The sequence below is a fragment of the Streptomyces sp. NPDC056222 genome (assembly GCF_042264065.1).
In the GTDB taxonomy this organism is placed as follows: domain Bacteria; phylum Actinomycetota; class Actinomycetes; order Streptomycetales; family Streptomycetaceae; genus Streptomyces.
On sequence record NZ_JBHJTL010000064.1, the window covers coordinates 36,369 to 46,996 of the forward strand.

A 10,628-nucleotide genomic window follows, 5' to 3' on the forward strand; every position below is an offset into this window, starting at 1 on the left:
CGAGATGAATTCACTCACCTGGCTGGTGACCGGCGTCGCGCTGCTCTGCTGCGTCCTCGCCGTGCTCGGCATCCACCTGTACGCGAGCGGCGCCGCCCAGCGCGCCGCCCTGGTCGCCCGGCTCACCCAGACCGGCGAACCGGAGGCAGGCGGCCGCCGCAGGCGCCGTTTCCGGGGCATCGACCGACGCGTCCGCCGGACCGCGTTCGGCCGGAAGCTTGAGCTGCGGATCTCCGCCACCGGCCTCGACCTGACACCCGGCGAGTTCGTCGTCGCCATGTCCGTGACCGTGGCCGCCCTGTGGATCACCGGGCAGTCCGTGCTCTCCCCGTTCTTCGGCCCCATCTGCGGCTTCCTCGGCGTGTGGGTGGCGATGGGCTTCCTCAACTGGCAACGCCAGAAGCGCATCGAGAAGTTCATCAACCAGCTGCCGGAGCTGTCGAGAATCCTCGCCAACGCCACCCAGGCCGGTCTCGCCCTGCGCATGGCCCTCAGCATGGCCGCCGACGAACTGGAAGCGCCCGCAGGCGACGAACTGGAGAAGGTCGCCCAGCAGCTCGCGGTCGGCACCTCCATCGACGACGCCCTCGGTGAACTCACCGAACGCCTCCCCTCCCGCGAGCTCGTCGTCCTCGTCACCACCCTCGTCCTCGCCAACAAGGCCGGCGGCACGGTCGTCTCCTCGCTGCGCAACCTCACCGAGACGCTGGAGGAGCGCAAGGAGACCCGACGGGAGGTCCGTACCCAGCTCTCCCAGGTGAGCATGACGGCGTACTCGGTCCCGGTCATCGGCATCGGCTCGCTGCTGCTCATCGACAACATGCAGCCGGGCGCCCTGGACCGGATGACCGGCTCCGGTCTCGGCCAGTTCGCCGTCGTCGCCGCGTTCGCGCTGTACGTCGTCGGCTTCGTCGCCATCCGCCGCTTCTCGAAGATCGACGTCTGAGGGGCTGGACATGGACCTTCTTCTCGCCCTGGCCGCCGGCCTCTCGGTCGCCGGGATCTTCTACGGCATCCGCCTCTACCGCGCGGACGCCAAACTCCCCGCCGACCTCCAGCTCGCCCTGGAGGTCGGCTCCACCCGTACCGGAGCCGTCGACTCCGTCGTGGACCGGCTGGGAATGCGCTACTCGGCGGCCGTGCTGCGCGCGATGGGCCCGAAGCGGGTCAACGCCGTCCGCCGCAGAATCGACCTGGCGGGCAACCCCGGCGGCCTGACCATAGACAGGTACGGAGCGCGGCGCGCGGTCTACGGATTCCTGGGCGGCCTGGGCGGCCTGGTGATGCTCTCCAACGGCGACGTACTCGTCGCCCTCCTGCTCTTCGCCTTCGGCGCCTTCTGGACCGAGGTCGGCATATGGTCCGCGATCCGCATCCGCAAGGACCAGATCGAGCGGACGCTGCCGGACTTCCTCGACGTACTGGCGGTGGTGGTGTCGGCCGGGCTCGGGTTCCGGCAGGCGCTCGACCGGGTGGCCGACAAGTACGAAGGCCCCTGGGCGGACGAACTCCGGATCACCCTGCGCCAGATGGACATGGGCGTCAGCCGCCGGCAGGCCTTCGACGAGCTGCGGCGCCGTAACGACTCCGAACAGGTCGCCCAGTTCGTCACCGCGCTCCAGCAGGGCGAGGAGCTCGGCGCGCCGATCGTCGACACGCTCATCCAGATCGCCAACGACATGCGGCGGACGGACGCCCAGAACGCCCGGCGGAAGGCGGCGAAGGCGGTGCCCAAGGCGACGATGGTGATCACGACACTGATGGTCCCGGCGACGATGATCCTCCTGGGCGCGGGGCTGTTCCTGGGGACGGGCACGAACTTCGGCTCGATCACAGGGGAGTGAGGGCCGTGACGGTACCCGTGGCCGTGTCGGTCTCGATCGAGGTGAACGCCCTCCAGGCGATGTGCCGCCAGGTCTTCGGCTTCCGGCTGGCGATGATCGCCCTGGCGAGCCCGACGGCCCTGATGGGAGCGGCACCGGGTGTCGCGGCCTGGCTCGTGGGCTCGGCGGTCCTCGTCACCTTCATGGGCTCGTACGTGATGTTCCGCGACTGGGAACGGTTCGGCCCGCTGCTGCTCCGGCACCCCGCGCTGCTCGCCGCCGACACCCTCTTCGGCTCGCTGCTCCTGGTCACGGCGGGCCCGCAGAGCACGCTCGGATACGTCAGTGTCTGCACTCCGCTGCTCGCGGGCCTCGCCTACAGCTGGCGCGGTGCCGCCTTCTTCGCCTGCCTCCAGTCGCTGATCCTGCTGGCGATCCATGCCGCGGAGGTGGGCGGCGGGAGTGGTGGCGGCGGTGCGGGTGGTGCCGGGGACCTGGGGGATGCCGCGCTGCTCCCCGGCCTGTGCGTGATCACGGGCGCCCTGGGCGTGACGCTCCGCAACCTGCTGCTCCGCTTCGGCGCGGCGACCCGAGCCCTCTCGGAGGCCCGTACCCGTCTCGCCGCCGCCCAGGCGGTGGAGGAGGAACGGGCCAGGCTCGCCCGCGACATGCACGACTCGGTGGCCAAGACCCTGCACGGCCTGGCGCTGGCGGCCGACGGCCTGGCGGAGTCGGCGGACCCGCGACAGCAGGCACAGGTGGTCGCGCGCTCGGCGCGGAGGGCGGCGGCGGAGTCGCGCGAGCTGCTGGCGGACCTGCGGAGACAGTCGTACGGACTGGGGGAAGAGGTCGACCTCTCCTCGGAACTCTCCGTCCGAGTGCGGGAGTTCGCCCACCGCTCGGGCATCGAGACCCACTACAGCGGGGTCGGCCCGGGGGCGGTGCCCCCGGTTCCGTACGCGGTGGCGCGACAGCTGTTGACGATCGCCTCGGAGGCGATGGAGAACGCGGGCCGCCATGCGGCGCCCACGCGGGTGGACGTCTCGGCCGGCGTCGTCGCGGGCCTGCTGCGGATCAGCGTGTGCGACGACGGCCGCGGCCTGCCCCCGGGCACGACCCTGGACGACCTGCGCAGGACGGGCCACTTCGGCCTGGTCGGCATGGTGGAGAGGGCGGCGGGGGTGGGGGCACGCATCAGGATCGGCCGGGGAAGCGTGGTGCGCGGCACCGAGGTCCGCCTGGAACTCCCGGTCGAGGGGGTCGTGCGATGACGGTCACGGTGCTCGTCGCCGACGACAACCCGGTGGTACGGGCGGGCCTGCGGGCCCTGCTGGACACCGACGGGGCCCTCCGGGTCGTCGCCGAGGCGCCCGACGGCCGCACGGCGGTGCACCTGACGGAGCAACACCACCCGGACGTGGTCCTGCTGGACGTCCGCATGCCGGTGATCGACGGCCTGACGGCCCTCCCGCACCTGGTCCCCCTGGCACCGGTGCTGATGCTGACGTACAGCGGGGAGAGCGAGATCGTCCGGGAGGCGCTGAGGCTGGGCGCGGGCGGCTACCTGGTCCACGGCGAGTTCACCCCGGAGGAACTACGGACGGCGGTCCGCGACGTCGCGGCCGGCCGGGCCCACTTCACCCCGACGGCGGCGAACGCGGTGCTGGGGGTGGTGAGGGGTGCGACTGCACATGGTGGAGTGCGGCCAACTGTCTCGAATTCATTGAGATCTGGCGAAACGCCTTCGCAGCTGCAACGGAATGTGGCACGGTATGGACTGAGCGTGAGGGAGGGGGAGGTGATGGACCTGATCGCGTCGGGCCTCAGCAATCGACAGATCGCGGACACCTGCTTCATCAGCGAGAAGACGGTCAAGAACCACATCAACCGCATCTTCGCCAAACTCCACGCGAGGAGCCGCAGCGAGGCGATAGCGGCATGGCTGGGCACACGGGGCACGCGGGGGGCGTGGGAGGTCCCGGGTGACCTCCTGCGCGGGCTCGGCACGCTCGGCACGCTCGGCACGGGGAGGACCTCGTGATTTGGGCCCGGGTTTGGGCCTACGGGCCCTGTGGGGAGGAGGGGGTGGGGGCGTACCGTGCGCGGGCCGAGTTCGGCATCGGCACGGGGACGTTCGAATCCGGAGGGGACCACGATGAGCGACGTCATGCTGAGGGCCGTGACGAAGGCAAAGGTGCGCTTCGACGGCTGGACCCGCGGGAGGTCGGGGGACCGGGGGCAGACGGCGGTCGAGTACCTGGGGATCATTGTGGTGGTGGTGGCGATCGTGATCGCGATCACTGGTACGGACATCGGCAATACGATCAAGAACGCGATCACGACGAAGATTGCAACGCTGACCAAGTAGCGCCGACGCGCAGCCGGCGAGATCTGGGCCAGGCATTCCCGATCTACATCACGGTGGTGGCCGGTCTGCTCCTGCTCGCGTTTGCCTACTTCGCAGTGGGGCAGGCAGCCGCGACGCGCAATGGGGCACAGACGGCAGCCGACGCCGCTGCGCTGGCTGCCGCGCAGGACGCTCGCGATCAGCTACGGGACGGCTGGCTGGAAGTCATCCTCAACCCCGACCGGTGGGGTGAGTTCCTCAAGGGCGAGGTCTACAGCCGGGACACCGCTTGCCAGCAAGCTGCCTCCTTCGCGGCGAAGAACGACGCGGAACTTTGGGGTGAGCGCTGCAGCCCCCTCTCCGTCGGCGAGGAGGGCTTCCAGGTGGAGGTTCGCACGCTGAACACCGTCGGCGAATCCGTGATCCCGGGTACCGAGAAGCGTCACGCCACAGCGAAGGCCAAGGCGGTGATTGAGCCACTCTGCACATTTGAGGAGCCTGACGTACCCGCCCCTTCAGAGAGCGCTACGCCGGATCCAGGATCCGACGAGGAACCTCCGCCGATCCTGGGCCTCACATGCGACGGTGTCCCCTGGACGATCGACCCTGATCGCCCGAGACTCCCAAGGGCCATTGATCTCTTTACTGTTCGACTGGCCGACTGACAAGCGAAGGACCCCAGTTCATGAGTGTTCGGTACGCAGCAAGGGTTCGCAGGGGGATCTCTGCGGTCGCCTTCGCCTCCTTGGCTCTGCTCGTGGCTGGTTGTGGTGCCGAAGAGAAGCCGAAGGCGGACAAGCCGGCCACGAGTACGAAGACCCCTCAGCAAAGCGCGGGCGCCACAGAGACGCAGACGCAGGAGCCTGTCGAGACTTTGGCTGTTGTGAATGGGCAGGGCGGACTTGAGCTCACGATTACCTCGGCGGAACGGGATCCCGGCGGGTTTCTGACGGTCAAGGGCACACTGAAGAACCCAGGCTCGGAGCCTGCTGTACTTCCCGGGCAGGTCCGAGGGGACGAGACGGAGGTCATGAAGCACGGCAACTCCCTCGGAGGCGCGACACTTGTGGACTCCGCGGGAAAGAAGCGGTACTACGTTCTACGGGACACCGACGGGCGACCGCTCACGACCACCGGGCTCGACATTCTCCCTGGAGGAGGTTCGGCGCCTGTCTTCATGCAGTTCCCCGCGCCGGAGGCCAGCGTCACCGAGGTGACATTCCAGCTGCCCACCTTCAACCCCGGCACCATCAAACTCTCCTGAGGCAGCCATGACGACATCGAGCCGCATCGCCGTCCTCACCGCAGTCCTCCTCCTCACCACCGCCACCCCCGCCCTCGCCGACGATCCCCCCAACTCCACCTCCAGCGGCTCCCCGCCACCCGCGATCGACGCGAACTCGCCCGAGCTCATGCTTCCCGACGGCGCCACCCTCGCCCCCGCCAAGATCCTCGACATCAAGCAGGTCGTCGAGGAGGAAGGCGGCGAGCAGCGCCGCGAGGACACCAACGTCGACGTCACCTTCGCCCTCCAGGCCGAGGTCCTCTTCGGCAAGGACAGCGCCAAGCTCAGCCCCGCCGCGACCGCCCGCATCGCCGCCATCGCCGTGGAGATCAACAAGCAGAACTCCAGCAAGGTCCGCGTCTTCGGCTTCACCGACAACCTCGGCACGTACGAGCACGGCCTCAAACTCTCCAAGCAGCGCGCGGACGCGGTGCAGCAGGAGCTGGCCAAGAACCTCGACGCGGGGAAGACGTTCGACATCCGCGGGTACAGCGAGGACTACCCCATCGCCGACAACAGCACGGAGGAGGGCCGCACCAAGAACCGCCGCGTGGAGATCTCCTTCCCGCGGACGACGGGCGGCTGAGACGCGTCTTTCAGGGAAGGTCGCCGGCGCGTCGTGGTGCCGGTCATCGCCCGGTAGACCGGGGAAGCCCAGGAGGCCGGGCGGTGCTCGCAGTCGCGGACCGGGCAGCGCCGATGCAGTATCAGGATCCCGGATCGGGCCAACGCGGCAGAGCGTCCGTCAAATGGCGGGAGCCGTCTGGGCGGGGCCCTTCTCCCGGTTGGGCGGCGGGCCGACGGTTCCGTTGTGAGCGGCCAGCGCCTCTTCCAGTCGCTTGATGTGGTAGTACTGCACCCGCGCTGTGCGCTGCAGGGCCATGACCGCACCGAGGAACTGGTCCATCTCGGTTGCCCGGGTGAGGATGTCGTCCGGCACATGCTCGTCCCGCAGGCAGGCCTCCGCGTCCTGACTGAGCACGGCCTGCGCCCAGGCACGGGTGATCGGCTTGAACAACCCTTGGTGGTTGGCCACGATGCGCGCCCGGATCGCCAGGTCGTTCTCAGCGGCTTCCACGTGCAGTCCTGTGTCCTTGTTGCGCGCCCCGAACAGCGGCTCATGGATGTGGTGAGCATCGAATCCGTGCTCGACGCAGCCGACCCAGAAGTCCCAGTCCTCCCCGGCCCGCATGCTCTCGTCGTACCCGCCCACGGTCTGCCATGCCTCGCGGCGGAACAGCGAGCAGTAGAACATGATGAGCCGCTGGAGCAGCAGTTCTCTGCTGTAGGCGGGGAAAGGCATCGCCTGCGGAGGCAGATCGTCGTCGGTGAAGGCGAACACATCGGTTGAGGCGATGGCGACGCCGGGGTCGCCGTCCAGTACCGCGACGGTCTTCTCCAGCATCGTGGCCGCGATCACGTCGTCGGCGTCCAGCGGAAGGATGTACCGGCCGGTGCTGGCCTCGATCCCGGTGTTGCGCGCGGCGGAGACCCCGGCATTGGCCTGCTGGAGCAGCCTGATGCGCCGGTCGGGATGCTGGGAGATCAGGGCCTCGGCCACCTCGACGCTGTTGTCGGTACTGCCGTCGTCCACGATGACGATTTCCCAGTCGCGGAACGTCTGTGAAAGGACGCTCGACACCGCGTCGGGCAGATAGCGGCCGTAGTCATGACACGGGATGACCACCGAGACCACGGGGTCGGAACTGTGCGGCATGCGCCGTCCTTCGCTTCGGAACCGGGAACGGGGAGGAGGATTCGGGTGATGGGAGGTCGGACAGGCCCGGCGTCGGCCCCCCCGCCCCGTTCAGGGGCCGCGCCGGAGCAGACCTGCTGAACCACGTGCTAGCTGAGGCGCTCCAGTGACCCGTAGTCGGGCTTGTGGTCCGGCTTGTGGTCGGGCCTGTGGGGCCCGTGCTGGTCGTGGTCGTGCTCGCGGCAGATCCCGTAGTCCGGGATCGTGATGTTGCCGACGGGTGTGCAGCAGTGTCCGTAGTCCGGGATCGTGATGTTGCCCACGGGCGTGCAGCAGTGCCCGTAATCCGTGATCGTGACGTTGGCGAACGGGGGGCAGGGGTGTTCCGTCCCCGGGGTGAGGGTGACGTCACCCATCGGCTGTATCTGTTGCCCGTACTTCGCCGAGGCTGTCGTGTCCGGACCGAGGGAGGCGTACGCCGCCTCCGCGGTGCCGAGCAGTCCGGCGGTGGCCAGTGCCGCGGGAAGAGCCAGGGAAGTGATGGCGCGGACTCTCACGGTGGCGCCTTTCTGTTGAGGCTGGGGAAGCTGCCCCGGGATGCCGGTGAACTCACGGCAGGGCAGTAGTGCCACCGTAAGATTGCCTACCAACCGTGTCAAAACGGACACTCTCCGTTAGGGGTGCCGCCGGCGTACAGCTGTGCCGACGGTCCTGTGACCCCGTGGCCCTGTATGTGGCCCTGCATCAGGAAACCGAGACGGCCTCGGTGCCCACAGGCGCCTGGGTGTGGTGCGGATGCAGCACTTCCAGGTCGGGCAGTGCCCAGCAGGCGCTGCCCATGTCCCGGGCCATCGCGGCAAACCCTTCCGTCTCGATGAGGTGCTGGTAGGGGAAGGACGGGAAGATCAGGCCGTCACGATGAAGGTCGGCGCGTACCAGCAACGTGGTGCCGCCGACCGAGTCGACGCGCATGAGTCCTTGCCCGCGCAACTCCTCGAGGTACGTCCTGCCGAACCCCCTGGGGGGCTGAAGGATGCCGTCACGCAGCCACTGGGACCAGTTGAGCGTGCCGGCCTTCGGGTGAAGGACGAAGGTGTTGAGATCGTACGTAGGCCCACCGGGCGCGGTGGCGCAGTGCGGGACGACGATGTCCTTGCGAGCGCCGAGCAGGCGCTGGACCAGGTCGGCCGGGTAGTCGGTGACATCGACGTCGAGCCACAGCACCCACTCCTCGTCGACGAGGGCCTGGGAGAGCAGATGGTTTCGCACCTTGGCCAGCACCGACCGGCGTCGGCGCTGGATGCCGGGCTCCCAGCGGGGCCCGGTCAACTGGAGGCCGAAGTCCCGGCGTACGAGGGTGACCCGCCGGTACTCCGCTTCGAGTTCGGGCAGGACCTGCTGAAGCAGCTCCGGTGTCGTGTCCCGGCTGTCGCCCTCCAGCAGACCCAACGAGATGGCCTCGCGCGGGTAGTCCAGCCTGCGAAGGCCGTCCAGGTAGCCGGGCAGGAACGCGGCCGCGTCCTTGAGCGGGGTGAGCACCAGTACGAGGGGTCGCTCACTCGCCGAGGCCGTCGCGGACCCGACGGCCGGCTGTTGTGTCCGCTCGGAGGGTTGGGCGGTGGGAGCGCCGGCCTCCGCGTGGGCGATGTCCCCGGGCTCGATCGGAAGCCGAGTCGCCATGGCCAGCAACCGCTCCGCGTAGGCATCGGGTTCGGCCCAGATCTGGGTCGCCACGTCGAAGTGCTCCGCGAAATGGGACTCGTTGAACGTATTGCTCCCGTGGCACACATACGTGTACAGCTCGGGCGCGTCGACCGATACCACTCGGCAGGTCCGGACCACCTCTTCCGCCACTGGGGTGTCTTCACCCCGGCGTTGCGCCGGGTAGCGCGGGAGCCGGTCCTTCGCGCACACCATCGACCCTTCCCACACCCGTGCGCAGGAGACCGCGAGCTTGCGGCGGGCGGGCCACCACAGTTGCTCTCGAGCGAGGAAGCACGCCTCGGCGCCGAGCGAGAGAATCGCCGCCATCTGCGTCTCGACCCGCTCCGGGTCATAAAGGTCGTCGTCGTCCCACTGGCATACGTAGGGCCCGGCGGCCCGGTCCACCGCCTCGTTGCGCAGTTCGCCCAACGTCCGCCCCTCCGGGGGGAGCCGGTGATAGCGGATCCTGGAGTCGCCCAGGTCACGGATGTGCTGCTCGAGGGCGTCCCCCGTGCCGTCCTCCACGACAACCAGCTCCAGGTTCGAGTAGGTCTGGTCGCGGAAGCATGTGATCGCCCGTCGCGCCGTCGCCGAACGGTCCTTGGTCACCATCAGGCAGGACACCTTCGGCGCGGGCGCGCCCGAGGCCCAGCGGCGGCGCTGTGCGTCGAGGGTGAGCAGGCCGTCGGCGACGGGCTGCAGCTCCTGGCTCACCCAGAACGGAAACCGCTTGGCGGCCGAGATGCGCGCCGCCCCGGGGGTGTCGCACGCCCAGCTGTCCGACCAGTGGTGCACGGCGTACGCGCGGTCGTAGTCGGGTTCCTGTGGGCCGAACAGCTCTGTCGCGTACGGACTCACCTTGGGGTACAGGACCTCGGGGCCGAGAACCGTGATCGAGTCAGGCTCCGGGGCGCTGTCGATCGCTCTGGTGAGGAAGAACGGGCCCGTCGCGTCCAGGGTGCTGGGCTGCTTGTGGGCACTGACCAGTTGGCGGTGGACATGGGCCCAGAAGGGGTGGCCCGGCCGCGACGCGATGAACGCGTTGCCGACGATGCGGCCGAATCCGCGCCGGCGGGCCAGAAGGAGCTGGGTGTGTGCCTCGGGCTCGCAGCCGAGGACGAGCTCGCGCCCGTCAAGGATTCCGGAGACGGGGCTGAGACACTCGAAGTCCAGATCCACATACAGCCCCCCGAAATGGTCGAGCAGGAAATAGCGAATCGCGTCGGCTCGCATGATCGCTTCGGGATAGCCGTCGTAGACCGGCAGGAACCACGGATAGTGCTCCTGAAGGAATGCGCGATTGTCCGCGTCGGTCCACAGGCGATACCCCCAGTCGGGGTGATGCAGCCGCCAGGAATCGGACCATTTCTGCCACTCCTGAGGGAGATCGGTATCTTTCCATGTCTGGTGGATGAGCGGGGTAATTTTCTCCTGCGCGCGCATTCGCGCAGTATGCCCGGCTATCTGGCCGGGCCGAGCTGTCATGGACCCCGTCCGCGGCACATTCACTCGGGCGGTCCACGAGACACCGCTGTGTGCGGTCCGCGCCGCCGCGCGGCTGCACGACCACGGGGACGATGCCACTCGGCAGCGTGAGGTGTTCGTCAGGTGCGGGCCTGATGCCCGCGGCCGCTGCATCGGTCCTCCGGCCGCGGGGCGGTCGGGGTGAGCGGTTCTTGTGGGCTTCTGGTTCGGCCGCCCTCGTTCCGAGTGTGGCGACCGGAGGCGGTGCGTCAAGGGCGCTCCCTGCGGTCGCGTCGCTGCGCGATGGGC

Annotated in this window: 11 protein-coding genes; 8 read left to right on the plus strand and 3 right to left on the minus strand. The window is 68.9% G+C overall.

The annotated features are described in order from the left end of the window. The first annotated feature begins 4 nt into the window (after positions 1 to 4). From ACFC0D_RS26190 to ACFC0D_RS26225, 8 genes are all read left to right on the plus strand, one after another. Complete coding sequence (locus tag ACFC0D_RS26190) at positions 5 to 946, plus strand: type II secretion system F family protein (protein WP_376440567.1); 942 nt, start codon at positions 5 to 7, stop codon at positions 944 to 946. A 10-nt stretch (positions 947 to 956) separates the two neighbouring features. Beyond that, on the plus strand, positions 957 to 1,844 hold the full coding sequence (locus ACFC0D_RS26195; protein ID WP_376440570.1) for a DUF5936 domain-containing protein: 888 nt from the start codon (positions 957 to 959) through the stop codon (positions 1,842 to 1,844). Then, the gene (locus ACFC0D_RS26200; protein ID WP_376440573.1) at positions 1,841 to 3,094 is read left to right on the plus strand and encodes a sensor histidine kinase; all 1,254 of its coding nucleotides are present in this window, start codon (positions 1,841 to 1,843) and stop codon (positions 3,092 to 3,094) included. The genes ACFC0D_RS26195 and ACFC0D_RS26200 overlap by 4 nt, the downstream gene beginning before the upstream one ends. Continuing rightward, positions 3,091 to 3,864, plus strand: coding sequence for a response regulator (locus ACFC0D_RS26205; RefSeq protein ID WP_376440575.1), 774 nt, complete (start codon positions 3,091 to 3,093; stop codon positions 3,862 to 3,864). Before ACFC0D_RS26200 ends, ACFC0D_RS26205 begins: the two co-directional genes overlap by 4 nt. Positions 3,865 to 3,978: 114 nt before the next feature. Beyond that, complete coding sequence (locus ACFC0D_RS26210) at positions 3,979 to 4,191, plus strand: Flp family type IVb pilin (RefSeq protein ID WP_376440598.1); 213 nt, start codon at positions 3,979 to 3,981, stop codon at positions 4,189 to 4,191. Positions 4,192 to 4,214: 23 nt separating this feature from the next. Further along, positions 4,215 to 4,835: a pilus assembly protein TadG-related protein gene (locus ACFC0D_RS26215; protein ID WP_376440601.1), complete on the plus strand. Its 621-nt coding sequence runs from the start codon at positions 4,215 to 4,217 to the stop codon at positions 4,833 to 4,835. A gap of 20 nt (positions 4,836 to 4,855) precedes the next feature. Beyond that, positions 4,856 to 5,434 (plus strand): hypothetical protein, encoded by a 579-nt coding sequence (locus ACFC0D_RS26220; RefSeq protein WP_376440578.1) that lies wholly within the window; start codon positions 4,856 to 4,858, stop codon positions 5,432 to 5,434. 7 nt (positions 5,435 to 5,441) lie between these two features. Continuing rightward, positions 5,442 to 6,041, plus strand: coding sequence for an OmpA family protein (locus ACFC0D_RS26225; RefSeq protein ID WP_376440580.1), 600 nt, complete (start codon positions 5,442 to 5,444; stop codon positions 6,039 to 6,041). A 159-nt stretch (positions 6,042 to 6,200) separates the two neighbouring features. Here the strand turns inward: ACFC0D_RS26225 and ACFC0D_RS26230 are convergent, their stop codons facing one another. From ACFC0D_RS26230 to ACFC0D_RS26240, 3 genes are all read right to left on the minus strand, one after another. After that, positions 6,201 to 7,172, minus strand: a complete 972-nt coding sequence (locus tag ACFC0D_RS26230; RefSeq protein WP_376440583.1) for a glycosyltransferase family 2 protein — start codon at positions 7,170 to 7,172, stop codon at positions 6,201 to 6,203. A 128-nt stretch (positions 7,173 to 7,300) separates the two neighbouring features. After that, positions 7,301 to 7,708, minus strand: a complete 408-nt coding sequence (locus ACFC0D_RS26235; RefSeq protein ID WP_376440586.1) for a hypothetical protein — start codon at positions 7,706 to 7,708, stop codon at positions 7,301 to 7,303. Positions 7,709 to 7,895: 187 nt separating this feature from the next. Next, positions 7,896 to 10,298 carry a glycosyltransferase gene (locus ACFC0D_RS26240; RefSeq protein ID WP_376440589.1) on the minus strand — a complete coding sequence of 801 codons (2,403 nt, stop codon included), beginning with the start codon at positions 10,296 to 10,298 and terminating at the stop codon, positions 7,896 to 7,898. Positions 10,299 to 10,628 lie beyond the last annotated feature (330 nt).

Coding starts and splice junctions, on each gene's coding strand:
- ACFC0D_RS26190 (WP_376440567.1), top strand. CDS start 5: ATGAATTCACTCACCTGGCTGGTGACCGGCGTCGCGCTGCTCTGCTGC.
- ACFC0D_RS26195 (WP_376440570.1), top strand. CDS start 957: ATGGACCTTCTTCTCGCCCTGGCCGCCGGCCTCTCGGTCGCCGGGATC.
- ACFC0D_RS26205 (WP_376440575.1), top strand. CDS start 3,091: ATGACGGTCACGGTGCTCGTCGCCGACGACAACCCGGTGGTACGGGCG.
- ACFC0D_RS26210 (WP_376440598.1), top strand. CDS start 3,979: ATGAGCGACGTCATGCTGAGGGCCGTGACGAAGGCAAAGGTGCGCTTC.
- ACFC0D_RS26220 (WP_376440578.1), top strand. CDS start 4,856: ATGAGTGTTCGGTACGCAGCAAGGGTTCGCAGGGGGATCTCTGCGGTC.
- ACFC0D_RS26225 (WP_376440580.1), top strand. CDS start 5,442: ATGACGACATCGAGCCGCATCGCCGTCCTCACCGCAGTCCTCCTCCTC.
- ACFC0D_RS26230 (WP_376440583.1), bottom strand. CDS start 7,172: ATGCCGCACAGTTCCGACCCCGTGGTCTCGGTGGTCATCCCGTGTCAT.
- ACFC0D_RS26240 (WP_376440589.1), bottom strand. CDS start 10,298: ATGCGCGCGCAGGAGAAAATTACCCCGCTCATCCACCAGACATGGAAA.